Source organism: Methylobacterium marchantiae (assembly GCF_042679825.1).
GTDB lineage: Bacteria > Pseudomonadota > Alphaproteobacteria > Rhizobiales > Beijerinckiaceae > Methylobacterium > Methylobacterium marchantiae.
In genome coordinates this window covers 1-26,368 of record NZ_JBHTND010000002.1, presented here as the reverse complement: position 1 = coordinate 26,368, position 26,368 = coordinate 1, and the positions used below count along the sequence as shown (strand labels likewise).

Here is a 26,368-nt window from a genome sequence, read left to right as displayed (position 1 = left end):
GAAGGAGGCTGGACAGGGCCCCGCCACCTCACTATACCCCCGCTCCAGTCGACGGCGCACAGCGCTTCGACGGATGCCCAGGTAGCTCAGTTGGTAGAGCATGCGACTGAAAATCGCAGTGTCGGCGGTTCGACTCCGTCCCTGGGCACCATTTTTTCCTTATTTTTGAATAGCTTACAGCGAAGCAGCCCTCGCGGTCGCTGCTTCGTTGAACCTTCGGGTCACACTGGGGGCACAAATGTGCAGGGTGGAGGTGTCGCTGCCGGTAACCGCCCAAGCGCCGGCTCCTCATCGAGATTAAGTCTGGCCCCAGCCCCCCGGAATCGACCGATAAGGTCTCTTAGGAGCAACCACCCCACTGGGCATAAAGCGAATCGCGCGACACCTTGTGTCCGAAAATTGTGCGTTCACGCTTCTCCTCATTACGACAGCCACCGCGTCGATCAGATTGAGACTCCCATCGTGCTCCGAGCCCTTTCGCCGATCTCGCTGATGAAGCGGGAGACAACGCGGCGGGTACGCCAGTGAAACGGAACTCTGCTCGATTGGACTAAGGCTGCGGCCTGTTGCAGCGGGGACAAGCGGCTGGGCAGGGACTGATTCTTCGGAAAGCGATAAATTATAAGGCTCAGACCGCTTATTGGGCCGCCGAAGCTCGAGTACGTGCCTATGAAACTACCCGATTGAGTCTGGCGGCAGACCATAGACGGGGTGGGCAACGTTAGTGTCTGAACGGTCGCCCATTTCAAAGAGCGAGCCTGCCGGGAGGCTGAACGATAGCCTCTGACCCGGTCTCGTAAAGGGTTGGCGCTGCTCGCAGCAGCCCCAGCCACGAGGACCCAATTCCATGTCAGCACAGCTCCTTTCCGAGATAGAAGCCATCAACGGCGACGTCGTAGCCGGCAAAGGCAGCGGCCCGGGCGCAACCAACCTCTGGCGTGCAGGTCTCCACCACCGCGCCCGCCATTCCAGCCCCACTCCGGCGCTGCGCCAACTCGCTAGCCATCAGACCCTTCTTGCGCGGTACCTCAGTGACGAACTTCCCGGTGCGCTTGCTCAGCGCGGAGGCCGTCGTCTCGCCGGGTGCAGCGGTAAGGCCGCCTGCACCTCGGCTGCCTGTCCCGTTTGTCGAGCCTTCGGCGACGCTTGGCTGGCCAGAACCTGCGGGCAGCTTCTCCAAGCAAAGCCACACGGCTGGGTCGCCTTTGGCGGCATTATCTTGGACGAGGACCCCATTGAGGCGCTCGAGGGCTACACCCCGCGGAGGCTCTCGGACGAATTCAATCGGTCCCTGCAGCTGCTCGGGCTTGACCATTTGGCGTGGCACGGCCGCTTCGCTGTTTCGGTCCAATCGAGCCTTGCCACGCGAGAGGACAGCATCACGATCACCGTGGCTGCGGTTGCGACCACCGGCCCGTATCACGACCTCTCGGGTCGCTTTGACGAACGGCCGCTTGGAACTCTCATGGCCTTTCGGGCGGCGGCGGCAGTCGAGGCTGGAGCCGAGGGTATCGGTGACGCCTGCAGATTGGCCCACCACCAGTGGAACGTCCCGACGGCGACCCAACAGGGTTGCACTCGCCTCTCTCAGTTCGCCGCACCTCCAGCGCACAACCTGCCGGGCGACCTGCGAGCGATTGAACTTGAACTGGCGGTCGCTTCGCACGTCGCAACTTGGGGATACCGTGATCTGCTACTGCCCGCATCCGCCGCCCGTTTCGACCACCTGATCGGGTCGGACTGGGTGCTATAGGGTGACGATAAGGCGGCTTCCGTCAGGGTAGCACCGCGAGACTTCAGGGAAGGGCTGTCCTGCTAGTATGTTCGAGCGCGCGAGCCCCCCACAGATGGACACGCAGCACGATCTCCGTCGATACTCCAGGAAGGACGCGCCAGACGTCCACTGGAGGATGTCGATGCGGAAGTTGACGCTGCTCGGGGCCAGCGCCCTGTTCATTCTCACTACGGCCGCCCAAGCCGAGCCCGCTTCCGTACCCCCCCGACGTACCAGCGACCTTCAAGCCAGCTCAACGTGAAGGCTACTTCTTCGTCGGCGGGCGCTACGAGACGGTCGGCGGTAAGGAGTTTGCCACCGGGCAGATGTTCGTCCAGTTCCACTCCCCGACGCAGGTCACGCAGCCTTTCCCAGTGGTCATGGTGCATGGCACCGCGCAGACTGGAGTGAACTTCCTCGCCACGCCCGATGGCCGAACCGGATGGGTAGATCACTTCGTAGAGCGCGGCTTTGCCGTCTATGTTGTCGATCAGGTCGGCCGGGGTCGGTCGGGCGACAACCCAGAGGTATATGGCCCTTACGCTCGATTATCGCCTGGCGATTTGGAAAGCATATTCACAGGGCAGGAGCGGTTCGAACTCTTCCCGCAGGCCAAGCTCCATACTCAGTGGCCGGGCGGCCCTGGGGTGAAGGGTAACGCCACCTTCGACCAGTTCTACCTCTCGCAGGTCCCCTACATCGCGAATGCGCTGAAAAGTGAGGAGCTGGTGAATCCGGCGCTGATTGCACTGCTCGAGAAGATCGGTCCCTCGGTCGTTCTAACTCACTCGCAGGCGGGAGTGTTCGGCTGGGCCGTTTCTGACCAGCGGCCGGATCTTGTGAAGGCGCACGTGGCCGTCGAGCCGAACGGACCAACTTTCTACGACATACGGTTCAAAGGCGGCGCTGAGTGGTACGAGCGCGTCGGTGACGCTCGCGCTCGGCCCTACGGCATCACCCGGGTGCCACTCAAATTCGAGCCCCCAGTGAACTCCCCAACCGACCTGACGGTCATGCAGGCCGATCAGCCAGTTCGGCCGTATCAGATCCGCTGCTGGTTGCAGGCAGAACCGGCCCGGCAGCTTCCAAACCTCGCGAAGGTGCCGGCTGTCATCGTCACCGGCGAAGCATCGTTCCGGGCGACGATGGACGACTGCACGGGTGCTTTTCTGGCTCAAGCCGGCGCGAAGCCGGATCGTCTGGCGCTCGCAGAGCACGGCATTCATGGCAACGGCCATATGATGATGTTGGAGGCGAACAACGGCCCGGTCGCCAACGCAATCATAGACTGGATCGTGGCTAAGACACACTAAACGGGTGCGATGGGTAGTCGAACTGGACCGAGCACGCTCCTATGCTTCCCATCGCTCGCCACGCCTAACTATCCCGAGTGCGCCATCGGGCGGCGGCCGTCCCGGGGCTGCCGCTTCTGACCACGGAGCGCAGCCACGACTCGAGCTCCTCGTCGGTTATCAGGATCCCCCGCGTAGCATTTGGGTTGCGCTATCTATGTCAGAAATGGCCTTGGCCCATGCCGTGGAGAACCGGGTTGAAGCGGCCTACCGGCGAGGCGATCTGCTGGCTAAGTGGCGCGAGATGATGGAAACAGAGCTACTCTACCACCAGTGAAAACCCGATTGCGTTCAGGGCCCCCAGCATGAAATCAGAAGCCACAGCTAAGGGTGACGCCCGAGCGGTGATCGAGCAGGCGTGGGCAAAGATTGCTGCAACCGACAATAAGCGTCATCCAAATCGGCTTCCACCCGGATTCCCTCCGTTTGTAGACTACGCGTGGAAAAACTTTGATCCTAAAGTCGTCCTGGCGATCCTCGTTGATGATGCGGCCTCATATAAGGGTCATAAGCCAATCATTTTTTCGGGTCTATGCACATGGACCGTCTGCCCCGAGCTAGCCGTCTTAAGACGGCAGGGCATGGTCCTGGTCGGAATTGAACACCTTCGCTTCGCTGAAGCTTTAGGCAGGGCGGCATTTAAAGGGAACAATCTACTTGGCGATATGGTTGGTCGAACCCTAGCTTTAGGGCAGGATTTTTACAATGACTTCTATTATCCGGTCGGCGGTCTTAGCAGCTTACTAAAATCATCATCGCCAGCAACTTTCGAGACAAGCGTATTTAAGCGCTCAAGAGAAGCCATGACAGTTTTGGCACTTATGCAAGTATTTCATTACCATGCCGACAAGCTAAGACAAACTGGCAAACACCTTCCTGGGTCTCTTGAAAAAGGGGCTGAACTTGTCCAAGAAATTTGGAGATCGCGGGGTGAAAAGGCTGGAGTCGCAAAAGATAATGTAAAACCGCGCTGGCGTCGTTTAGGAGGGTCTGCAGCCTTAATATACGCAGCCTCGACCATTAATGTAGATGGAGGCGAAACTTTATTGGACCATATTTGCAATGGCACGGCAAACTATGATGAACACGCACCGCTATTGTCTACCTAGCTAGGTCGGTCACGTTTCATTACAGAATCAATTATTGCACATCTCGCAGAACCACGTTTCGCTGTATACACAGCTTCATATCTACCGCCCTGCGACGCCATCCCGGTAGATCCACCAGCATTCGCCCCAGCTGAGCAAAAGCTTATTAGTAAGGTTTTTCTACGGTAGCTGCTGGGTCAAAAAACCCGGATACGCGGCGATAGAAGGTTGCCGTGCGTGTGCCTATGCCCCTGGGGTATTTCAAATACCTCCGGGGCATTTTTGATAACCCAATCCCGCGCAGCGGTCTGCCTCGATAGCTGAACCTCCGTTCAAACACGAACGGAGAGAACCAATGGAAACCACTGAAATCTTGGGCGGAGAGGGGTGCTTACGCCTCTCCCAGTTCGTCGGCCCCGCGCTTGCCGTCCCGATGAGCAAGAGCAGCTGGTGGGCCGGCGTCCGCGCCGGAATCTATCCGCAGCCTGTCAAGCTCGGTCCGCGGATCACGGCGTGGCGCAAGGCAGATATCCGCGCCTTCCTTGAGCGGGGGGTCAGCTGATAATGGCCAAGCGTTCGATGAGCTATCAAACGACAATGAGGCGGCGCATGAAGCATCGCCCGCCTGTGCCCGATGAGTGGAAGCTCGACGACGACGGCAACCTTCCACTTGGTCGTCATCACACCTTCGTAATCGTTGACCCGGTCCAATTGTTCGATTTGGCGGCGGAAGCGCCAGTTCGAGCTGCACAGTTGGCTCGGGAGGGGTGGACTACTCTTAACAATGGACAGCACAGGTTACGTAGGGAATTCGTCGCAGCAACTTACGCAATCGCGTACCACTTGCTGATGGACGAGTTCGAGATGCGGCGGTTCTTCGACCAAACTGCTTGGGGAAAGACCAAACCTAATCCCAGATCAGACAAGGTCCTTCCGAGACTGTTGAGCTACGTTTTTCGGTTCATGGTTTCGATAAAACAGACCGGAACTGACAACCGAGCTTACGTTTATGCGGCATCTCTGCAGCCGTACTTCAACAAGGGCACCAAACCTCTCGAGATGCGGCAGATTATAATGGAATTAGGCCTTGAGAAAATTCGGAACCTGGGTGTCAAGCAACGGAAACAAGCAAAGGAGGAAGCGATGAAGCCGACCCGTGGCGAGTACGACGATCTGAACGATAATATCGGCTCCGGTGACCACAACGCCGACATGAACGATGCTTATGAGCTGAACGATTTGGATATCGATGCTGATAACCAGATCGACTTGCGTACGACTACTCCGATAGACGCGGCTGACATAATGGACGACAACAACGAGGATGACGACGATGAAGCAGGTGAGTTAGAGAAGCCCCGGGGACCGCGGGAAATCGCAATTGACAAGCAACTGCGGGAATTAATCCGCCTTACCGCCGAAATGTTCAAGGTGCAGGTGAAGCTTCGCAAGCTGATGAAGTAAAAAAATCTAACTGTCAAAACGAGGCCGGCAACAAAAACGTTGCCGGCCTTTTATTATATGTACCTGCTATTGGAATTTTGCGTAACGCAAAAAATCGTCGAGCAGCGAGCGAGAATGGAGCCCGCAGCGTTATAATCGAAGATGACAACTGAAACCAATAACGCAGTATTTCATTATCTCAGTCAATTATTTGCTGTAAATAGTCGATGAAGTTAGCCAGGAATATTGCAATGATCAAACTGCTCGTCCCTCAGCATCTGATAAATAGCGTCTTTCCTCAGACCGCTTTTCGAGGCAGCGTGAGCACTCCAAATGTCGATGAGGGGTGCTTACCCCTTGTAACACGCCCCACCGCCGTAGAACGCCCCGCAGCAGCCCCCAGGGCCCCGTCTACAGCCTCGGGCAGCCTGCCGAAGGCACCTTTGCCCGCCTCACCCCCGCGCACCCCCACCCCGCGTTCAAAGCCCGAACCTGACTCAGCACCCAAGACTCAGCGGAAGCCGGTTACCACCTGGGTCGAGTTTGAGCGGCAGCACCGGGAGACCGATGGCCGCTTGAAAGGCTACATGCACGTGGGTCGTCGCGGGTCGGTCGTTCTCGATAGAGAAACCGCGACCGAACTCGACCCGGCCAACGCTCGGTTTCAGCTGGCCAACAATCTGCAAGCGCGTTTGCAGTTCGCCCGCATCACGGCCGAGCACCTGGACCGTTCGGTCCGCGCGCTCCCCCCAGATGAGCCGTTGTTTTTCGTTACACTCATCGAGCGGCGGTTCACGGTCCGCGAGGACCAGGCCGCCGCATTCAAGGTTCACCCCCTTCACAGCTGGACCCATCAGATCCTCCGCGGCTGCAGCTACGTTGGTATGGTCGAAGCCGCTCACTACTCAAACTTGGACGTCACGGGCGCTGGGTACCAGCTCGCCGTTTCGTGGCACACCCATGCCATTGTGTGGGGCGTCTCGGAGAAACGGTTGAGGGAGATTTGCGACGCTGCGAACCGGCGCTACCAGACCTTTGTCCCTGGGATCGATGCTGCACACGTTCGCCCCCTCAAGCGATCTGAGGTTGGGGGCCAGGCCCTCTATATGACGAAGGGCCAACTCTCTAGCACTCGAGTTTGGGCGCTCAAGGATACGGTCGTCGATGCGGTGACCGGTGAGGTTACGACGCCGACCACCGGTGAGTTCACGCAGAAGAAGGATGTTATCAGGCCTGGCGCTTCAGCGCGGATGGCTCAGGTCTTCGCCGGTCGCCCCCTCGGCGAGCTTGCCTTCGCGGGCGGTAAAGGGCGGACGGTCCTCAAAACCATTCGTCATGAAGCTGGTGCCGAGCTTCGACGCTGGGAGAGCCAGCGGGCTTCCCGGGCGGCAGGCTCACGGCAACCGAGGGCGCGGTAGCCGCAGCCCCTGTACAACCCCTACCAAGGTGATGCCAGCGAGCCGGAGGACTTAGGTCGGCTGTGTATTGGGGCCGCGTACGCCCGTTACGTTGTAACCCCAAAGTCCCCCTACGGGGCGCCCCCTTTCCCTCGCTACCGGAGGCGGCTGCAGGCAGCAAGAAGCCCCTACAAGGGTATTGCCCGGCCTTTCGGTGGAGATGGCCTGCCTAGGCCGCCTGTGATGCCTCCAAGGGTATGGCGCCGATATGGGTGGCCCGAACCCTCGAAAATCGGTCGCATCGGCTTCTCTCTGCCGCGCGCTAGCTCATGGTCATGGATCGTATTTTCCCTATGACCCGCGCCGCCGGGCTCGAACGCTTCGCCGCCTTTCTTGCGAATGAAGGAGCCGAGTATGCCGGGTCCCGCAATTTCGACCTCGGACCCCAAGCGCGCTCAACGACTTCGGCGCTTTCGCCCTATCTGCGCCGGCGCCTGATCACCGAGGACGAGGTCGTTGCTGCGGCAGTCGCGGCTTTCGGTTACGAGGACGCCGAGAAGTTCGTCAGCGAGGTGTTTTGGCGGACCTACTTCAAGGGGCATTTGGAAACCCATCCCGCCGCGTGGACAGGCTACCTTGCGCTGGCCGCTGAGGGCCATGAGCGCCTTGCCACCGAGCCGGGCCTGCGGCGGACCTATACGGCTGCGACTGAGGGGCGGAGCGGAATCGATTGCTTTGACGCCTGGGCCCTCGAACTCGTCGAGACAGGGTGGCTCCACAACCACGCGCGCATGTGGTTCGCCTCGATCTGGATCTTCACTCTTCGCCTGCCTTGGGCCCTCGGCGCTGACTTCTTCATGCGCCAACTGGTCGATGGCGATCCCGCCAGCAACACGTTGTCCTGGCGCTGGGTCGCCGGCCTGCACACTCGGGGCAAGCACTACGTTGCCCGAGCCGAGAACATCCGGCGGTACACCGATGGGCGCTTTGACCCGGTCGGCCTCGATGAGTACCCCGATGCCCTCGACGAGCCGATGCCGCCCCGAGAGGTGCTGTTGCCGCCGGCCGACGCCGTGCCCGATGGCGAAGTGGCGTTGCTCCTACATCTCGATGACTTGTACCCGGAGAGCCTCCCCCTCGGCACCGCACGGGTCGCCTGCGTCGGCGGCTTCGTTGCCCATGCGGACGGCGCGTCTGAGCTGGTTAAGGCTGCGGACGAGGCTGCGATGGCCGATGCCCTGGTGCGAGCCGAAGCCTATTTCGGATGCCCGGCATCCCTGATCGAAAAGGACTGGTTCGGCGGCCTGCCGATTGTGACCGCATCGGCCCCGGTCGGACCATCGGCGATGGTGCTGCCACAGGGGTGTTTGCGCCTTCGCCGGGCCTGGGACGAACAGGCGTGGCCGTTGGCCACCGGCGGCTACTCCCGGCTGAGGAAAGCCATCCCTCGACTCATATGACAGCGATCCGCAGATCGGTTGGCGGAGACGCGTGATATAGTTCGCTTATGCAAACGGTAGTTGGTGTCTGCTATGTGCCTTTGCGCCCCGCTGCCCGTTTGGGCGTCTGGCTTCAGCCAAAAAAATGGCGGGCCCGAAAGCCCGCCGATCCATTACCGTACGGCGACAAAGTGAAGGACATACGCCCCACGCAGGTTCGGATCAGTTACTGTCGCAAACAGCCCTCTTCGTCGTTGGCGCGAGGGCGACACGCCATTCCTCCGGACAGCGGTCACTGCGCGGGAGAACAGTGCTTGCATCCGCCCCGACAGAGCGGATGCATCGAGTTGAGGTTGGTCAGTTCGGCAGCGTGAAGACCGTCAGCTGACCGCCGAGGTTGGTGTAGCTCGACAGGGCAGCGTAGCCACCCACCGCGCCGAGCCCGGCATTCGGGTCCGTGAGACCGGCCGCGAGGCCGATACCGGCCCAGCCACCGACACCTGACAGGATGGCGAGGTGCTGCTTGCCCTTGTGGGTGTAGGTCATCACGTTGCCGATGATGCCGGAGGCCGTCTTGAACTTGTAGAGTTCCTTGCCGGTCTTCGAATCGACGGCCTTCAGATAGCCTTCGAGGGTCCCATAGAACACCACGTCGCCGGCGGTGGCGAGAGCACCCGACCATACCGAGAACTGCTCCTGGTTCGACCACTTGATCTGGCCCTTCAGGTTGTCCCAGGCAATGAAGTTGCCCATGCCGCCGTGGCTGTTGGGAGCCGGGTACATCGAGACGGTCGCACCGACATAGGGCTGACCCGGCGTGTAGCTCACGCGGAACGGCTCATAGTCCATGCAGACATGGTTGGTGGGCACGTAGAACAGCTGGGTCTTCGGCGAGAATGCAGCGGGCTGCTGATCCTTGGTGCCGAGCGCGGCTGGGCAAACGCCCTTCGTATTGGTGTCCTCGCCGTTCTGGTCGGTGGAGAACTTGGCCTGGACGAGGGGGCGGCCATAGGTAGGCGACGCCTTGTCCAGGTCGATCTTCGAGGCCCAGTTCACCACCGGATCGAACTTCTCGGCCACTAATACCTCACCCGTGGCGCGGTCCAGGGTGTAAGCGAAGCCATTACGGTCGAAGTGGGTTAGGAGAGGGCGCTCCTTGCCGTCGATCTTCTGATCCGTGAGGATCATCTCGTTGATGCCGTCGTAGTCCCACTCGTCGTGCGGGGTCATCTGGTAGACCCACTTGGTCATGCCCGTATCGGGATTGCGAGCGAAGATCGCCATGGTCCACTTGTTGTCGCCCGGACGCTGCTTGGGGTTCCAAGTCGAGGGGTTGGCGGTGCCGTAATAGACGAGGTCGAGCTTCGGATCGTAAGAATACCAGCCCCAGGTCGCGCCACCGCCGGTCTTCCACTGATCGCCCTCCCAGGACTTCAGGGAGGAATCCCGACCAATCGGTTTGCCGAGCGACGTCGTCTTCGCCGGATCGACGATCATGTCGTCATCGGATCCGACGCTGTAGCCGCGCCAGACGCGATTACCGGTCTTCGCATCGTAGGCGGTGATATGGCCGCGAATGCCGTACTCGGCACCGGAGATGCCGACGATGATCTTGTCCTTCACCGGCAGCACCGTGGCGGTGTTGGTCTCGCCGATTTTCGAATCCCCGTTTTTGACCGACCAGTTCACCTTGCCGGACTTGGCGTCCAATGAGACCAGGGTGGTGTCGGCCTGATGCAGGATGATGGCGCCATCCGCATAGGCCAGGCCGCGATAGACCGTGTCGCAGCACATGACCGGGATCACGGACGAATCCTGCCTCGGCTCGTACTTCCAGAGGATCTTGCCCTCGTTGTTGAGGTCGAGGGCATAGACGATATTGGGGAAGGGAGTGTGGACGAACATCATTTCACCGACGACGAGCGGTGAACCCTCGTGGCCGCGCAGGACGCCGGTTGAGAAATTCCATGCGACCTGCAGGTTCTTCACGTTCCCGGCGTTGATCTGGTCGAGCTTCGAGTAGCGGGTGTTGGCGTAGTCGAGCGTCTGCAGCACCTGCTGGTTGGGGTCTTGGCTGCGCTTGAGCACGTCGTCATTGGCGAGCCCGGCGGTGGCACCCGCAACCGCGAGGCCCAAGCCGAGAAGGCAAGCATGTTTCATGGAATTCCTCCCGTCGCCGGCTGCCTTCTTCGACTGTCTCGCGGAGCAGCCCGACGACGGAAACGCTATTGGCCCGCCCGGTCCCCTGGTAGGGCAGGATCCCCGTCGTCAGTCGGGCATTTTGCCTGATCGCAGCCTTGCCCACTTGCCAGCATCCGGCCGTTGCGTCCCTCTCCCTCGCTGGATGCGGGGAACACCACGGCATGGGTCTGCTCATCGGATTGATCCTGCGCGTCCTTGGCGTAGTGCTGCTTTGCCTGGCCTGTGCCACAGCCTGGGTCGTCGCTGAGGTGCACCAAGGCATCCGGGAGGAGACCGCGGCCTCGGCCGACCGGGTCGTCCGGGAAGCGCAGGAACTCGCCTGGCGGGAACTGACTTGGCGCGGCAGCGCCGGTCGCTCCGCCAAATATGCCTTTCCGGATTGGCGCAGCTCGCACACCCTGCGATTCATCAGCCCCGGGAACTGCGTCGCCCTGACATGGGAGGGCGAGGCCACGCTTCAGCAATGCAGTGGCCTGGAGACCGCGGGTAGGCCAGCTCCGGCGTGGTTCGAAACGTTGTATCGCGAGGCTTTCGGAGTGATCCCGCCGATCCGCCGCGCGGTGATCCTGAATCGCAGGGAAGCGGGGATCGTGGTCACTACGCCCGACCGGGGCGCGGCCGTGCGCCAGGTCTGGCGACAGGTGCGGGTGCTGATGGCCGCCGCCGCCGCCATGGCTGGCGGTATCGCCATCCTGGCCACCTTCGTGATCGGTATCGCACTACAGCCGGCGCGGGTGATCACCCGTGGCCTCGGCAAGATGGAGAGGGGCGATCATTCCACCCGCCTACCCCCGTTCCGAGCCGGGGAATTCGACCGCATCGCGCGTGCCGTGAACGCCCTGAGCGAGCGTCTCCAGCACACTACGGCCGAGCGGACGGCGCTGACCCGGCGTCTTTTTGCCGTTCAGGAAGAAGAGCGCCGTGCACTCGCACGTGAGCTTCATGATGAGTTCGGACAATGTCTGACCGCCACGGGAGCCCTGGCGAGCGCAATCGAAGCCGAGGCCGGCGAACGTTCGGAGTTGCGTGACGACGCTCGCTCGATCAGCCGGATCACCCGTCATATGATGGGTACGCTGAAAGGGGCGCTGGCACGCCTGCGGCCTCCCGACCTCGAAGAGTTCGGCTTGGAACATAGCCTCCGCCGCCTCGTCTCTACATGGGAGGGACGAAGTGCGAAGCCCGCCGCTTTCAGCCTGAGCTTCGCCGGTGACTTCTCGACATTGAGCGCACCGGTTGCGCTCAGCATCTACCGGATCGTGCAGGAGTGCCTCACCAATGCAGTTCGTCACGGAAAGCCGACTCAGGTGAATGTCAGCCTTGTTCGGACGCCGGACATGGTAACGCTCGGCATCGTGGATGACGGCGGTGGCGACGCGGCGCTGGTGGAGACCGGCAGCGGCCACGGCGTTCTCGGCATTCGTGAGCGGATCGGGGCTCTCGGCGGGACTTTGGCCATCGTCCCCGCCCAAGGCGGCGTACGGATCGAAGCGACGATTCCATGTCCGTCGGAGGCCGATCATTCTAGCCCACGGAACGATAGGAAGATCCCTCCCGGAATGAAGCTAGAGGGGCTTGCCGCGTGAGCGAGATTGGCATCCTCCTCGTCGATGACCATCCTGTCGTTCGGGAAGGGTATCGTCGGCTACTGGAGCGTCAACCTGGATACCGCGTTGTGGCCGAGGCAGAGACGGCATCCGATGCCTACCGGGCGTATAAGGCCATGAAACCGACATTGGTGATCATGGATCTGTCGCTGCCGGGTCCTAGCGGCCTCGAGGGAGTCCGTCACATCAGGCAATGGGACTCGCGCGCCCGCATCCTAGTGTTCACCATGCATCAGGGGGCGGCCTACGCCCTGAAAGCCTTTGAGGCGGGAGCCTCGGGTTACGTCACCAAAAGCAGCGCCCCCGAGGAACTGGTTAGATCGGTGGCCATCGTGGCACGTGGCGGACAGGCAGTCAGCGCCGACATCGCACAGGAGCTTGCAGCGGAACGTCTCAGCGGCAAGCGCTCGCCGCTCGACGAGCTCGGCCCCCGGGAAGTCGAGGTACTTCAACTCGTGGCATCCGGCATGGCCACGGAGGCCATCGCCAAGGCGCTCAACCTAAGCCCCAAAACCATTCAGAACTACCACTATGGCATCAAGGCGAAGCTGGGTGCCCGCAATGACGCGCACCTCGTCTGGCTGGCAATTGCCGCGGGCCTCATCCGACCAAGTGGATTACCTGACAACGCCTGACGCAAAAGCAAAACGACAAGAGTTTGCTCATTGCTGTGACTGCTCCGCTAATATCAAAGAGACCTGGCGGCATAACTCATAGGTAGCTGCGCCAGCTGAAAACCAACCCAAGCTTGACATTAGGATGATAATCTTATAATGTGAGGTTCGCTGCGGGCTGTTTCGCAGCTAACCGGATGCCCCCAATGCCGCTGCTGTTGCGACGCCTGCCACCACCCAAGCCTCACCGGCAGCAGGCGGGTGCATCCTTCCCCTCACACTCAACGCAAGGCGGCCTCCGGGCCGCCTTCGTCGTTTCTGGAGCCTGCTCATGACGCTGAACACCGCAATCAGCCCAGCTGCCACCATACCGCCCAGCCTGATCCTGTTCGGCCGCGACGAACGGCACCGCCCCCACGCCTCGCGCTTTGCCGCCGGGGAGAAGGCCGAGGCCGAGCGCGCCGCCGGCCTGATGGGCATGCATGTCCTCGAGATCAGCGATGACACTCATCAAAGCCTTGCCGCCGGCCTGCCGCAGGGACGCTTGTTCGGGAGCGGCAAAGCCTTCGTGCCGTTCGTCAAAGGCGAGGTGTTTGACCGGCTCATCGCAGCGGCGGGCCTGCCCGATGTTGCCCCGCCTGTCAGGGCCGCAGGGAAAGCCGCCAGCGCCCCTCCCGGTTCGGGCGGTGCTGCCGGTGACGCTTCGGGCAGCGGAGGCCCTGGCGGCCGTTTCAAGGCACCCGCCGATTGGCCCGGCATCGAACGCGGTTGCCTCGTGCTGGCCTGTGCCGGCCCGCAGGAGGGCTGGTTCGAGGCAATCATCATGTACACCAAGGCCGACGACGCCTTCGAGCTTCAGTGGCGCGACTGGCCAGACGATGGGCTGATCACCCGGCACCGCAGCGAGCTTGGCTTGCTCCCGCCCGGCGCGGTGCAGAGCGCAAAGCCGGGGGCATGAGCCGCCCAGCCCCCATCAACGTCGAGGCGGATTCCGCCTCGACCACCCGCACCAACCGGGTGCGCGGCCTCAACGATGCCTTCCGCCGGAGCTTTGCCGGCGGGCATGTGATGCTGTCGCGCGGGATCGCTACCCTGCCCGAGGAGCAGCGTCTCAAGGCCGAAGCGGCGGTGCAAGCATTCGAGGCCTTCAGCGTCGCCAACGACCCGCATGGCGAGCATGATTTCGGCGCCTTCGATCTCGCTGGGCAGCGGTGCTTTTGGAAGATCGACACCTACGACCGCGCCATGGTCGGACACTCGCCTGACCCGGCCGACCCGGCGGTGACGGTGCGCATTCTCACCATCATGCTCGCTGAGGAGTACTGACGATGAATCCTCGGTGCTCAGGCTTTGGGCTTGCGCCCTGGACGAAGCGAGGCTGGCTTCTCGGCGCCGGCTTCGGGGGTGACGAAAAACGCCGAGATGTGGGCATCGAGCACAGCTGCCAAGCCTTCGAGCGTTTCGATGGTGGTGTTCTCCCGACCGCGTTCGATACGCCCGATATAGGACGGTTCGCAGCCCGCGAGCAGGCCGAGCGCCTCTTGCGACAAGCCTTTGGTCACCCGCAGGCGACGCAGATTCCAACCGACCATGTCGCGCGCATTCATCGGCGGCGACAGCGCACCGGTTGCAGTCCATCAATCCAGGCAATAGAAGTTCAGGAAATAGCGGCGTCGCTTGGATGACCGAAAGCTCGCTGCCTTTCCACCTGACCCAAAAACCCCTCCGGAGATCTGACGCTAATGAACTCGTACCTCAGTGCGATGCGGAGCTTTCGCGACTTCACCGGCCGTACCTCGCGCGGCGACTACTGGCGCTTCATTCTCGTGTACCTCGGCATTGCGGTCATCGCCCTGATGCTCGATGCGGCCTTCGCCACGGGCAACAAGGATGGCGGCCTGTTCATCGGCCTCGTCCACCTGATCCACCTCGTGCCCCAAGTGGCCGCCGGCATTCGGCGGATGCACGACACCGACCATTCGGGCTGGTGGTTGTTGCTCAGCCCCGTCGCGCTGGTCTTCGCCTGCTTTGCCGGGACGCCGGGGCCGAACCGGTTCGGGCCGCCCCCGGTGGCCGGTGCCGTGCCCGCTTCAATTGGCGCTGCCCCCGCAGGCCCGGTGCCGGCTCGCCCCGTCGCACAGCCGCAGCGTGATGTGATCGCCGAGATCGAGCGGCTTGCGCAGCTTCGCGCTGGCGGCAGCCTGTCGGAGGCCGAGTTCGAGGTCATGAAGGCTCAGGCCCTGTCGCAGGCGCGCGGCGCGTGACCGACGACACCGTCTGGGTGCTGGTCGCGGTCACCGTTTGCATCGCGATCTACGGCCTGCCCTCGATCATCGCCTTCCACCGCCGTCACCCCAATCGCTGGGTCATCCTGGCGGTCAACGGCCTGTTCGGCGGAACGCTCGTCGGGTGGGTCGTGGCGTTGGTCTGGGCGCTGCACGCAGTGCATCGGCCTGATCAGACCGGCGCTTCGCAGGGCGGCGAGTCGGGGCTGAATCTATTCGTCAATGACACCCGGTGGGTCGCCCTCGTGGCGGCCCCTCACGGGGATGGTGGCGGACACGCGCGGCCCGCCCTTTCGCCGGCCGATGCAGTGCGGGAACTCGAACGCCTTGGCGATCTCCGCACCGCCGGCCACATCGACGAACCCGAGCATCGCGCGCTGAAAAGCGCGGTCCTTCGCGGACTGTAGCCCGCTTGAGGTCAGCGCGTCGGTCAGACCCAATCCCCCGTGAGATGAGAAGGAAACCGAATGCCGTACCGTCTTGGCCACGCCGCACTCATATCAGCCGTCGCACTGGCTGCCTCGATCAACTTCGCCTCGGCGCAGTTTGGCCCATCCACCGCGGAGGAGAAGCAGCGCGCCCTCGAAGAAATGCTCGCAGAAGCCGCCAAGCCCACGACAATGTTGCTTGATGCCTACCGCAACTACCTCGCCGCCCGGCAGTGCTTCGATAGCCGCACTGGCTTTGCCCTCGTTTATCTCACGCCCCAGCAGATGGAGGAGGCGAAAGCGCAGGTGAAGGGCATTGAGGCGGCGCTCCTGAAGAAGGAGCCCACCCTCGCCACCGACGAACGGTGGGAGACCGCCAATCGCGAGGAGGCCGCGGCGAACGACGACATCGCCGAGTTGGCCTACACCGGTCGGGGCAACGTCAAGGAACGGACCTACACCGAACAGGGGCGCCGTTTTTGCGCGATAGCCGTGGGCTGGTTGCGCGAGCGATACGGCGATTTCTACCCCGACAGCCGCACCGTGAAAAAGGACTTCTGATGCGCGCCGCCTTGAACCGAGACGGCGTTGGGGTGGTCGTGACGCACACCCTGCACGGGATGCACGGGGTCACTGTCATATCGGCTCGTGCCAAGATCGCGCTGCTCTCGGTCGCCTTGACCGGGGTATTCCTTCCCGCACAGATCGCCAGGGCCGTCGAGTCAGTCGCTCCCGCTACAATGCCACCGACTTGCGTAGCCGGGTCCGAATGCCGCCTGCCGGAGGCGACCTTTGCGTGCAGCCTCGATACCGCGCTGGCGATTGCCCAGGCCGGGTCGGATCGGGGGCAGCAGGCAGGCCTTTCCGCGGTCCAGGCTGGGACCTGTGAGATCGTACCGGCCCATCGGTGGTTCGCCGTGGAGGCGACGAAATCGGCGCAGGTCATGTACGCGACCGACAAGGGAAAGCATCTCGGCTACATCCCGATAGGCATGTTCGCGCCGGCCGGCAGCACGACGACATGCCAAGGGCCGGGCTTCTGCGCCGTGCGGGCGGGACCACCGGTATGGGCATGCCCGAGCGCGACCGATCTCGCACTCGGCTCACCAGAGGCCAAATCGGCGGGCAAATGCGTTCAGGTCGGCGAGGGCAATACGGGCGAGGTCGGCTCGGCCGTCGCCAGCACCGGACCCATCGCCTTGTCGTTTGGCAGTGGCGGGCCATTTCAATCGAGCTACTACCTTGCGCGCGGAGATGTCATCGGCATCGGCGTCACACCGCGACCAACGCCGGCCGGGCGCGGCTGGTGCAAGCCGGGCGATTTGTGCGTGACGAGCGCGCCGACCCTGTTCTGCGCGGACAGGGCTGCCTACGAGCGCATCCTAACGACGCCGGTGGGCGAACCGCGTCGCACCGCCATCACGAGCGAGCCTGGCTGCCGCATCGTGATCCGGGGCAACCCAATGAAACCGAGGGGCGTCCCTGCGGCCGGCGACCCTACCAAGCTCGTGGCGGTCGAGCACCCCGTGTTCAAGATCGGCTGGGCGAGCGCGGGAGCATTCAAAGTCGTATCGTTCAAGCTGCCGCTACGCTTCACGGAGCGCCTTTCCGACATCAGGATCGAGCCCGATCACAGCCCAGCGCTCGCGGCGACTGCTCTCACGGGTCAGGGTTCCGGCGCGGCCACCGGCGTGTTCCGTGCAGGGCCGAAAGAACGACTAAGCTATTGCAAAAAGGTCAAAGGGGACAAGAACCGGGACGATGCTTCTGCCTGCGTCGCGAGCATGCCCGACGAAACGCGAACGGCCAAAGCGAACTGCTACAGAAAGACGGTTACGCTCGATGGCCGAAGCTATCGCCTCGCCGAGAAGCCGTCGGGCTCATCGGCCGACATCCATATCGATGCAGATCGGCAATGGCTGTTTCAGGATATCGCCAGCAGTGAGTGGCTCGACGGCTCGACCCGATCCGATGAGGCGACCGTCGCGACCGCCTACAACGCCCTGTGCCCCGGTACGATGCCCGAGGCGTCATGGAGCGTCGTCTACCGCGATCCTGGGGCAGAGTACCCACGCGAGCTCATAGGACGCTGGTTCAATGACCGACGCGCCTGCAGAGACCCCAAGCGGAATCAGCCTGACTATGACGAGTATGGCGTGCTGACGATCTCACTGCAGGAACGAACCGGAACGCGCGACTTCGAGTTTCCTCAGAAGGTCAACGCCGTGCGGCGCGTCGGCCAAGCCGCCTGGGAGGTCGATGGCTCACACGCCATCGACGATGTCGAGCAGCCGGAGATTTTCGCGACCACCACTTATTCCCTCACGCGTGGTGGACTGTCCCTGAAGAGGGACGGCACAACATCGAGCTGGGTTCAGTGCCGCTGAAGGCTAGGCTGTCATCCCCCCGTGCGAGGATCGGACTGGCGGTAGAATTCTGACGGTCGGTATCGTCTGCACTCGATCCTTCACAGATCCTCGGAAGGTCCCCTTCCGGGCCGTTGAAATCGACGCTAACGACCGGGTCGGGTGGGAAGCGGAAGTCAGGCGGCGAGCAACTTCACCAGGATCTGCCCACTTTCGAAAACTCGGCGGTCTTTCCGTTCTCTTTTGCAGACAAGCTGAGCCGAACGTCACACGGCGAGTGACCGCACGCCAGACCCATGTCGAGCAGCATTCGACGAGAATCATTCCGTTCAGAGAAAAACGGGACGGCAGAACCTGCACGCCGTTGACGGTGACTCGGGTGCGTGAAACATTCTGGCCATGGCCTCGCTGTCCCAATTGAAGCCGGAGATAATCATGGTGAAAGCACTCTGTTTTAGCTTTAGCTTCATCCTATTGACTTCTATCGCATACAGCCAGGACTTCCCTGACGCGCCCAATAAAGTTACACCTCGGTTTGCGATTACACTTTTAGAAGAGAGGGAGTCAAATAGCCTTGGAGCGGCCCCCTCCTCGACTGATGCCCGCGCGATATCGAATCTTGGACTGGCTCTTTTGATTGATTTCGAGGGATCTGTTAAGAAAGCAGATATTCATATACCTTACAATGATGCAGCCGGCTATTGTACTATTGGTTATGGCCGCCTGATCAAGAAGGATCGTTGTGGTAATATAAACCTCGAGAGCTTGAAGGATGGGATTAGCGAAGGCCAAGCGATCACGTTTTTAAAGGAAGATCTCTCATTCGCGAGTCTGGCCGTTAGAAAGTCCACATTATATAAAGAGGACAAAGACGGTGATGGAAAGCTGGATCCAATTGAGACTAACATTGATCAGTTTTCTGCTCTAGTGTCATTCATTTTTAATGTTGGTGAAGCAAATTTTGCAAAATCAACACTTCTTCGCCACATGCAGAGAAATCGGAATGATCTCGCAGCGCGTGAGTTTCTGAGATGGGTTCGCGCCAACGGAACGATCTACGAGGGTCTTATTGCCCGACGAGAATGTGAGCAAACATTATTTCGGGGAGCGTTGGCTTTTGGCAATGACGGCAAGTTCACGCGCTCAAATTGCTCGTCTCTGGGGATCGCATCCACTGCCGGCGACCTGATCGATATCAAAACTGGCGAGTCGGCTCAATGAGCGAGCAAATATTAGCCCCTATCTCGCGCCTCCTGGTGACCGCAGCCTTGTTCGTACCTGTCGCTTGGTCTGCCGCTGCGGCCGTGGCAGATGTTAAGGTCTGTCTTGAAGAGCACGCCAAAGGACGAATAAGTGGAACAGCGAAGGTCAGTGATACTGTCGATGATGCCGAGGAACTTCTGAAAACCATTGGCTCATATTTTGGAATGCAACGTGATATCTCGATTTTATCTTGCGGTATAATTGAAAAGGTCGAGTCATGGGCGGCTAGTGAAACGGAGATCACGAAAGAGCTTGGCTCGGCCGGGATAAAACCCGGTAGATTCATTGTATACAATCCAACATGGGTACGCGAGGTGATCGGCAACGACCGAGATCAAGCGATCTTTGTCTTTGGGCATGAGTTCGGACATTTCGTTCAAGGACACTTCTTTGAGAGAAGGGAAGTTGCGCGGTATATGAAAGAGCTTGAGGCAGATCAATTTGGTGGATGCGCTACAGCACGGATGAAGAGCAACTGGTCGTCGGTTCAGAGCCTTGTGTCGCGTTTACGTCCAAGTAAAGGAGACGGGTTCTACCCATCGGCTGAAGACTCCCTTTCGGTTGTGAAGAAGGGATTTGAAAGCTGCGGCGGGAACGTCATTTCTATGTGTCGCGTTCTCGAGAACGGCGTTGCATCCTGGGGTTTCCAGAAAACGATATTTAAGGCGTCAAATTGGCGAGGCGGCGGCGGCAACCAGCCTGGTTATTGCGCTGAAGCTGTAGCTGAATTGAAATCGTCTTACCCTAATGCCTCTGAGTTCGAAGTAGTAACCTCCGATGAAGTTGAGCGGGATACTTGTACACCCTTTCGATGCATTGAGCGCAAATACTCCTGCACGATAAATGTGAAAGGTAAACCCACTTACCTTGAAGCAGCTTGCAAATAGTACATGCAGGTATTAATTCCTTAATGGCTATCACCATGCCGCCTGTGCGGTTACTGCAATCTCGGCGATCCGCGTCGATCAATGTCCGCAACGGGTCGCATGCCGAACGTCCGTTTCTGGACGCAGGGCCAGTGTCCGCTCACCACCCTTCTCGGACGCACAGCGTCAGCGCTCGCTCTCGGTTTCTAGGCCGAGCAGAGTGATGGCGACCACGGATTTTGTCACTTCGCCTGCTGGGTAGGTACGGTGAGCTTGTTTCCATCGGGATCGCGAAGGTAAGCTACAAAGGACCCGTTCGGGCGCTCTGCGGGAGGGCTTTCGATGGCGGCGCCACCATGCACGGTGCCGGCCTCATGCCATGCCAGGACATGCTCGCGGCTTCATGCGGCGATACCGATGGTTCCGCCGTTGGCCACTGTCGCCAGCTTGCCATCGATGGGCTTCGTGATCATCAGCCGCCCGCCCTCGTGGTCGTATATCAGCCGGCCCCTGGGGTCCATCACGCCGGGCTTCCCTCCCAATGCGACGAATGTAGCATCGTAGAAGCACCGTGCCCGCTCCAGGTCGTTGCTGCCAATCATGACGTGAGTGAACATACTCTCTCTCGAAAAGGAGCGGCGCGAGATAGCCGTGGTCGAGCGCGGCAACGAGCCGTTGCCGATGGCATACCCACATGTATCGGGTAGCTCAGCGACCGCTTATCAGCCGTCCAGGACATGGCATCGTTGAATACAGTTTGCTGATCATGATTCCCGCAGCACCCGATAAACCTGCATGCGGGAGCAGCCCAAAGCCGTCGCAATCGCAGCGGCCCCATTGCCGGCCTTCGATAACGTTATGATCCGGTTGCGGTCGAGGCGGCGCTTACCGCCGACATAAGCACCGCTGCCCTTCGCGCGTTCGATGCCTTCGCGCTGGCGCTCCTTGATGAACCGTCGCTCCATCTGCGCCACCATGCCGAGTACCGTCAAAACGACGTGACCCATTTCGCCTCGGGTCGAGACATGCGGGTCGAGTACGGTGATATAAGCGCCGCGCTGCTCGGCCTCGTGAATGAGGTTGAGGACGTCACGAGTGTCGCGGCCGAGCCGGTCAAGACGGGTGACCATCAGTTCGTCGCCGGGCCGAAGGAACTCGATCACGGTTGCCAATTCAGCTCGGCCGTCGCGGCTGCCGCCAGAGACCTTCTCCGAGCGAATGACACTGCAGCCTTCGACCTTCAGCCGGGTGACCTGCCCTTCGAGGTCCTGATCGAGGGTGCTGACGCGGGCGTAACCGATGCGGGTCATAGTTTGTAACCTCAAGCTTTAGGCCCGAGGCTACCTTGTCACAAATAGCCGGTGTCAACCCAGTTGTTACGATGACCGACGCCGACGATGTTACGTCACAGCAGGGTATACCCTAATGTACGTTTTTGGCGAAAAATAATATGATCGAGCACTACAACGACACATCTTCGCTCCACTCTCTGGACTATATCTTTAAAATCTCAGGATTAGACATCGTCAACCTATTCGTACTCGGTATGATCACCATTTGATTCTGATCTATTCCAAGCAAATGGATTAAATAGAGCCAATTTATCCGAGGACGACTCTATTGCACTAAGAAATTCATTTACTTCCAAATTATGATCTTCGTCTGATCGAGCATTGATGTCTCGAATGTAACTTTCGACTTCCCGAACTGTTGATGGCTGACCCGCGGCCCGATAATCATTAGGCGCAAAAAGAGCCTCGCAATAAACAGAAAAAGCTCTTATATCATTGATCTGGTCAGAAGTGGCAAATTTTATGAGATACTTCTGAAGCGGTGTCCCAGGAAGAATATATATCCTAGACCCCAACGAAACTGCAAAATAACGATCCAACCCAGACAACGGTACATCGTCTACGGCGACTAGAAGAGATCCATTATTAAATGAACGTCGCCGTTGTCTCATTCGCCGCGAGCGATTATAGTCTAGTCTTACGGATGCTGACAGAGCCTCCTGTGCTTCATCTCCGGATATCCAAGCTTTTTTCACTCCGATTGGACGCCAGCGTGCGTCAAGTCTCCGATCAGTTTCGGACGCCCTCAATTCACAAACTTCAAATTCAGTTTCAAGAACGCCCCGCGATATAATTGATGAAGTTGCGTTGGTAAGTATTCTACCAGATGGAAGGGCTGATCCGCGAAATGCACAAAACTCCGATACTTGTCGTGCAGTTACATCTGCTTTTGTATCTCTTAAGAGCTCCATAAGAGCCGATAGTGTCTTACTTTCTACAGTCCAAAACTCACCACTTTCGGCAAGGGCATGCGCTGATATCTGCTCTCTATTGTTGCCATTTTCAACAATGAACAGCGGAAATTTGCGAAGGACATCCCTTTTCGTTGGCTCATCAGTTGGAGTATGCAACAGAGCCGAAGCCACAAAAGGAAACTGCTCAACAGCATATGACAATGAAAATCCTTCGTCTTTTTGAAGACGATCAATTTCATGCTCAACTTGCTTAAAATAGAGGCGATAGACTAGCTCTTGGATGCTCTGCTGATCCCCGCTTTCTTCAAGCGCAGAACGTGAAACGTTTGTTCGTGGGGCACTTGACCCCGTACAATCAGCAATAGATAAAATCTGCGCTCCCGAGCTAAAACCTGGAGAGGGAAATTGAACTCGAATGCCTTCGACGCAAAGACCTAAAGGAGCGATGAACCTTGGGTCACGGCGCGACTCGTCTGATAACTGCACGAAGGCGCTATCTCGGAAGTGTCGATTATATTTTGTTGCGAAAGCTAGATTTAAACCCGAATCGATTATTTCATGTACAGTCGAACCTGCACTCGCTCCTCTAAACTCGGGAGCACTATCAATATATGCCTCTATCGCCTGTTTAGGACTGTCAAAGCCGATAGATTTAGGCTCTCCACCATTGATACTTAGCGTCATTTTGCACCGGGGAAAAACGATCCAGCGGTTGATTGTAGCTAAGATACTGATTTTCTTCGAGCTCGGTCGCATTCTAATTGAAACGGACGTCCCATGCGGGCCAATCGCCACGGCCTCAGGATCGATCTCTTTGTTTAGTAGCCGAATGAGATACTTTCCATGGACGGAACGTAAGGAAATCTGACGTCCGGCTTCATCGTCAGGATGAATTGTGACTATTTTAACGCTGTCAGCAACCATGAATGCCGACAAAACGCCGATGCCAAACCGGCTTATTGGGGAAAACTTGGGATATTGTTCCTTAAACTTTGGTTCTTGATATCTTGAGGAACCGACACTTAAAAAATGTCGCTCGATAACCTCTTGAGTCATTCCGGTTCCATTATCAATAATTTTTAATTCAAGAGTATTTGTATCCCAGGTAATATCTATTTTGCCAAATTCGCGACTATCGATTTGATCAATGTGGCATTGTAATCTAACAGCATCAATCGAGTTTTGGATCAGTTCACGTACTGCGACTGAACTATCGTTGTACAGTGTATGACCAGTCAAAAGGTCAAGTATCTTAGCTTGATCTATACGGAATTCAAAAGGGTTCGGAATAAAACCATTTGCTTCCACGTGCGAGTCGTCTATTTCTTTCCAAGGAAAGACGTATTTTCGCGTTAAGGAAGGGAATGCTTTTGCAGATAATCCATATGATTTTTTAATCTCGGAGCGAGCGTATCGCAAATATGAAGTCAGGCCAAAGAAACCATTCTCGTTGTCAAATTTTGCATAGACTGAAATTGTGTCTGGTTGCTCGTCAGTTGCCTTACCCTCGGTATCGAGAATTGCTTTAGGAAAGATACCTCTCACCGAGTTTTGCTTGGCCCATTCAACTTGGCTTATTGGATCGGTTGGACTTATGAATCTATGCAGAACTGATGGAGCTCGCTGTTTAGTTATTTGAAGCAAATCTGTAGTCCGAAGAAGGACGGCAACATAAAGCAGGTTGCATGCCTCGTCGTTCGTTCGCCCATAGGGTTGGAAGGTCTTGTACTTTCGCAGATCTTGTAGATCGTCTAAATTATGACTTTCACAAATATTCCCCAAGTCATGCCTAAAGTCATTGCTAAGCCGGTTCAATAGCTGACCTAATTCTTTTGCGCTGGTATCAGCACTACCTAATTTCGTAGATGCTATTCCGTGAATCCAATTTTTAACCCGAGCGGCGTGGTTATATCTGACAAATTCCGAGTAATAAAAGCGCTCTGCTCGGTCAGGACCTAATTCATCTACTTTTTGTTTATAATCGGATCCATCATCGCGACCAAAAAGTACGTTACTGCAAAAATCATTAAATTGAGAGGCTCCTCTTTGTTGATACTCCTCCTCTGTTACTATAAGCCCCAAATCATGAAAGTAAGTTGATAGTGTTATCATGAGCCAATCCGCTGACGTCATCGCCTCCTTAGTGACGTCAGGTATAATCCACTCAAGATCTTGCAGCATAGCATGGACATGATCGTAGCTATGAACAGTGTATTCAGGGAAAAAGTTGTTCCTACCGAATAGGGATAGGATATGCTGAACTGTCCTCCGTATCTCATGTAGTTGGATAGGAAAAGCTTCAAGGGTTGTCGCCTTAATGGCTCGCGTTTCTGCTTGTGTTAAGTCGTTCAATGATGTTCCCCCTAGAGGCCTTTTTTCATTAAAATCCTGCGGATAGATAATTCATATGCGCAGGGCGTGTCTAGCACCGATCCGCCTATGCAGTTTCTTGAACCTGGGTTCGAGCTAAGGGCGAGCTAGCGCGGTCTTAGCGAGCAACGGTTGACGACGAACACCTGCGACTATCCGACGCAAGTGATCGCCCCTGCTGCCGGCTGTAGCCGTGCCCCGTCGGGTTAAAGCGGTTGGGGTAGGCGTTTGGATCGCGTGCGAGTCACTGGACGGGCTCGTGAGGGAAGATCACGATACCTTCAGTCCTGCCAGGTGATCTGTGCGAGCGTGTGGTTGCCTCGATTGAAGCGGGCGCATCACGGCGCCACGCGGTCAAACGCTTCGGTGTCGAGGCAGCCAGCGCAATCCGGTGGTACGAGCGCTACCGGCAGGATGGGTAGATCGCGCCCAAGCCGATGGGCGACGACCGCGATTTGCAGCGCCTGGAAGCGCAGGCCGCCCTTGATCATTCGGGCCAACGAAGGGCACCCGCAATCCTTCCTGCGTGAACTCCGCTACGTCCTCTCGGAACGCGGTGTCTGAGCGAGCACGAGCGGCCTGTCACGCTTCTTCGCCCGGCACCGCATCACCCGTAAAAGGGGCGCTCTACATAGCTGAATACGAGCGGCCTGATGAGAAGGTTGCACGAAAGGATAGATTCGGACGCAAAACCGACCTCAATCCAAATTGCCTCACCCAGACGATACACCCCGCCAGGGCACGGCTCTTGCCACCGGATTGGAATACCAGCCAAACCGCCGCGATTTTCAGTCCACTCCGTTGCCGACGTTTGCTGCCAATGGAGGACTAGCCGTGCGGACAAGCTCAGTGAGTGCGTCAGACCACGAATTGAGTGCACGACGCTTCTCTTTAGCGCGATCATAAAGATCGTAGTGGCGGCCGGTAACATCGCGTCGCTTATGGTTCAGTACCGCACTAACATCCTCGGCCGGATAGCCAAGGCCTGCGAGGCGAGTAGCAACGGTTCGCCGCAGGTCATGGGGGGATGGCAGTTCGGACGCCCAGCTCCGCGAAGCTTCTGATGCGCTCCCTACATTGCCACCAAAGCGTTGCATGGCAACACTGAGAGCATGCCCCGTTATTGGCTTGCTGCTTACTGAAGGAGAGGGGAACAGAAACTGACTTGCGTCGCCAGACAAAACTATGGCCTCAGACACCGCTTTGCGGGCAAGCTCAGAAAGAGGTGTGAAATGTGAGCAACCGTTCTTTGATCTCGCTGTTGGCAAAACCCACGCAGCACGTTCTGGATCTTCAATGTGGGTGAACTCTCGGCGTTCTGCCTGCGCAATTTCGCTAACACGAGCGCCGGTGAGAAGTGCGATCCTGAGCGCCAGCCCAACACGGCGAGAAACTGGCGGCCTAACAATTCCGTGCCAAAACAGGACTACCTCTTCGTCCGAAAGCACTCTTCGACCGATGTTCTCCGCCGCTCGCTTACGCAGCCGCACGCACGGATTTACCGCAATTAGCAGGGTGTTGAAGAAGCCGGCCAACGGCGGGCGATGAAGGGTATTTCGTCGCCGCGGTGGGCGCGGATTTCGCCTCGAAGCGATCCGTCAGCCTGGA

General features: G+C 58.7%; 21 protein-coding genes, 1 tRNA gene and 3 pseudogenes. 19 read left to right on the top strand and 6 right to left on the bottom strand.

From position 1 onward, the window contains the following. Positions 1-75: 75 nt before the first annotated feature. The 8 genes and pseudogenes from ACFQ4G_RS01565 to ACFQ4G_RS01530 all read left to right on the top strand — a co-directional run bounded on the left by ACFQ4G_RS01565 (position 76) and on the right by ACFQ4G_RS01530 (position 8,514). Positions 76-151: transfer RNA gene (locus tag ACFQ4G_RS01565), tRNA-Phe, on the top strand. A gap of 696 nt (positions 152-847) precedes the next feature. Beyond that, positions 848-1,753: a hypothetical protein gene (locus ACFQ4G_RS01560; RefSeq protein ID WP_238202971.1), complete on the top strand. Its 906-nt coding sequence runs from the start codon at positions 848-850 to the stop codon at positions 1,751-1,753. Positions 1,754-1,998: 245 nt separating this feature from the next. Next, positions 1,999-3,087 (top strand): annotated as a pseudogene (locus ACFQ4G_RS01555) (alpha/beta hydrolase); the annotation flags it as partial. 344 nt (positions 3,088-3,431) lie between these two features. Further along, on the top strand, positions 3,432-4,235 hold the full coding sequence (locus tag ACFQ4G_RS01550) for a hypothetical protein (RefSeq protein WP_238202969.1): 804 nt from the start codon (positions 3,432-3,434) through the stop codon (positions 4,233-4,235). 334 nt (positions 4,236-4,569) lie between these two features. Then, positions 4,570-4,776: a helix-turn-helix transcriptional regulator gene (locus ACFQ4G_RS01545; protein ID WP_238202967.1), complete on the top strand. Its 207-nt coding sequence runs from the start codon at positions 4,570-4,572 to the stop codon at positions 4,774-4,776. A gap of 2 nt (positions 4,777-4,778) precedes the next feature. Beyond that, positions 4,779-5,678 (top strand): hypothetical protein, encoded by a 900-nt coding sequence (locus ACFQ4G_RS01540; RefSeq protein ID WP_238202960.1) that lies wholly within the window; start codon positions 4,779-4,781, stop codon positions 5,676-5,678. A 554-nt stretch (positions 5,679-6,232) separates the two neighbouring features. Then, the gene (locus ACFQ4G_RS01535) at positions 6,233-7,075 is read left to right on the top strand and encodes a hypothetical protein (protein WP_238202958.1); all 843 of its coding nucleotides are present in this window, start codon (positions 6,233-6,235) and stop codon (positions 7,073-7,075) included. Between the two features lie 332 nt (positions 7,076-7,407). Beyond that, entirely contained in the window at positions 7,408-8,514 is a 1,107-nt protein-coding gene (locus tag ACFQ4G_RS01530; RefSeq protein ID WP_238202956.1) for an FAD-binding domain-containing protein, read from the top strand. Between the two features lie 336 nt (positions 8,515-8,850). Here ACFQ4G_RS01530 and ACFQ4G_RS01525 read toward each other — a convergent pair whose 3' ends face one another. After that, the gene (locus tag ACFQ4G_RS01525; RefSeq protein ID WP_056455041.1) at positions 8,851-10,653 is read right to left on the bottom strand and encodes a methanol/ethanol family PQQ-dependent dehydrogenase; all 1,803 of its coding nucleotides are present in this window, start codon (positions 10,651-10,653) and stop codon (positions 8,851-8,853) included. A 203-nt stretch (positions 10,654-10,856) separates the two neighbouring features. On the opposite strand from ACFQ4G_RS01525, the gene ACFQ4G_RS01520 reads away from it, so the two are divergent. The 4 genes from ACFQ4G_RS01520 (at position 10,857) to ACFQ4G_RS01505 (ending at position 14,242) form a co-directional block, all read left to right on the top strand. Continuing rightward, on the top strand, positions 10,857-12,281 hold the full coding sequence (locus ACFQ4G_RS01520; protein WP_056455038.1) for a HAMP domain-containing sensor histidine kinase: 1,425 nt from the start codon (positions 10,857-10,859) through the stop codon (positions 12,279-12,281). Continuing rightward, positions 12,278-12,937, top strand: a complete 660-nt coding sequence (locus tag ACFQ4G_RS01515; RefSeq protein WP_056455035.1) for a response regulator — start codon at positions 12,278-12,280, stop codon at positions 12,935-12,937. Before ACFQ4G_RS01520 ends, ACFQ4G_RS01515 begins: the two co-directional genes overlap by 4 nt. 310 nt (positions 12,938-13,247) lie before the next feature. Further along, complete coding sequence (locus tag ACFQ4G_RS01510; RefSeq protein WP_238202954.1) at positions 13,248-13,874, top strand: hypothetical protein; 627 nt, start codon at positions 13,248-13,250, stop codon at positions 13,872-13,874. After that, positions 13,871-14,242 (top strand): DUF3768 domain-containing protein, encoded by a 372-nt coding sequence (locus tag ACFQ4G_RS01505; RefSeq protein WP_238202952.1) that lies wholly within the window; start codon positions 13,871-13,873, stop codon positions 14,240-14,242. The genes ACFQ4G_RS01510 and ACFQ4G_RS01505 overlap by 4 nt, the downstream gene beginning before the upstream one ends. 17 nt (positions 14,243-14,259) lie before the next feature. Here ACFQ4G_RS01505 and ACFQ4G_RS01500 read toward each other — a convergent pair whose 3' ends face one another. Beyond that, complete coding sequence (locus tag ACFQ4G_RS01500) at positions 14,260-14,523, bottom strand: helix-turn-helix domain-containing protein (protein WP_238202950.1); 264 nt, start codon at positions 14,521-14,523, stop codon at positions 14,260-14,262. 135 nt (positions 14,524-14,658) lie between these two features. Between ACFQ4G_RS01500 and ACFQ4G_RS01495 the strand changes: the two genes are divergently transcribed. From ACFQ4G_RS01495 to ACFQ4G_RS01470, 6 genes are all read left to right on the top strand, one after another. Further along, positions 14,659-15,180, top strand: coding sequence for a DUF805 domain-containing protein (locus ACFQ4G_RS01495; RefSeq protein WP_238202948.1), 522 nt, complete (start codon positions 14,659-14,661; stop codon positions 15,178-15,180). Beyond that, on the top strand, positions 15,177-15,608 hold the full coding sequence (locus ACFQ4G_RS01490; protein WP_238202946.1) for a superinfection immunity protein: 432 nt from the start codon (positions 15,177-15,179) through the stop codon (positions 15,606-15,608). The genes ACFQ4G_RS01495 and ACFQ4G_RS01490 overlap by 4 nt, the downstream gene beginning before the upstream one ends. A 60-nt stretch (positions 15,609-15,668) precedes the next feature. Next, positions 15,669-16,190 (top strand): hypothetical protein, encoded by a 522-nt coding sequence (locus ACFQ4G_RS01485; protein ID WP_238202944.1) that lies wholly within the window; start codon positions 15,669-15,671, stop codon positions 16,188-16,190. Further along, a complete protein-coding gene (locus tag ACFQ4G_RS01480; protein ID WP_238202941.1) occupies positions 16,190-18,016 on the top strand; it encodes a hypothetical protein in 1,827 nt (608 codons plus the stop codon). Before ACFQ4G_RS01485 ends, ACFQ4G_RS01480 begins: the two co-directional genes overlap by 1 nt. A gap of 414 nt (positions 18,017-18,430) precedes the next feature. Then, positions 18,431-19,216, top strand: a complete 786-nt coding sequence (locus tag ACFQ4G_RS01475) for a lysozyme (protein ID WP_238202939.1) — start codon at positions 18,431-18,433, stop codon at positions 19,214-19,216. Then, entirely contained in the window at positions 19,213-20,145 is a 933-nt protein-coding gene (locus ACFQ4G_RS01470) for a M48 family metalloprotease (RefSeq protein ID WP_238202937.1), read from the top strand. The genes ACFQ4G_RS01475 and ACFQ4G_RS01470 overlap by 4 nt, the downstream gene beginning before the upstream one ends. 221 nt (positions 20,146-20,366) lie before the next feature. Here the strand turns inward: ACFQ4G_RS01470 and ACFQ4G_RS01465 are convergent. The 3 genes and pseudogenes from ACFQ4G_RS01465 to ACFQ4G_RS01455 all read right to left on the bottom strand — a co-directional run bounded on the left by ACFQ4G_RS01465 (position 20,367) and on the right by ACFQ4G_RS01455 (position 24,742). Next, a pseudogene (locus ACFQ4G_RS01465) lies at positions 20,367-20,741 on the bottom strand (VOC family protein). Between the two features lie 147 nt (positions 20,742-20,888). Next, the gene (locus ACFQ4G_RS01460) at positions 20,889-21,434 is read right to left on the bottom strand and encodes a recombinase family protein (protein WP_238202935.1); all 546 of its coding nucleotides are present in this window, start codon (positions 21,432-21,434) and stop codon (positions 20,889-20,891) included. Positions 21,435-21,655: 221 nt separating this feature from the next. Further along, the gene (locus tag ACFQ4G_RS01455; RefSeq protein WP_449288985.1) at positions 21,656-24,742 is read right to left on the bottom strand and encodes an HD domain-containing protein; all 3,087 of its coding nucleotides are present in this window, start codon (positions 24,740-24,742) and stop codon (positions 21,656-21,658) included. 293 nt (positions 24,743-25,035) lie between these two features. On the opposite strand from ACFQ4G_RS01455, the pseudogene ACFQ4G_RS01450 reads away from it, so the two are divergent. Beyond that, a pseudogene (locus ACFQ4G_RS01450) lies at positions 25,036-25,475 on the top strand (IS630 family transposase); the annotation flags it as partial. Positions 25,476-25,548: 73 nt separating this feature from the next. Here the strand turns inward: ACFQ4G_RS01450 and ACFQ4G_RS01445 are convergent. Then, positions 25,549-26,208: a site-specific integrase gene (locus ACFQ4G_RS01445; protein ID WP_379039646.1), complete on the bottom strand. Its 660-nt coding sequence runs from the start codon at positions 26,206-26,208 to the stop codon at positions 25,549-25,551. Between the last annotated feature and the right edge of the window lie 160 nt (positions 26,209-26,368).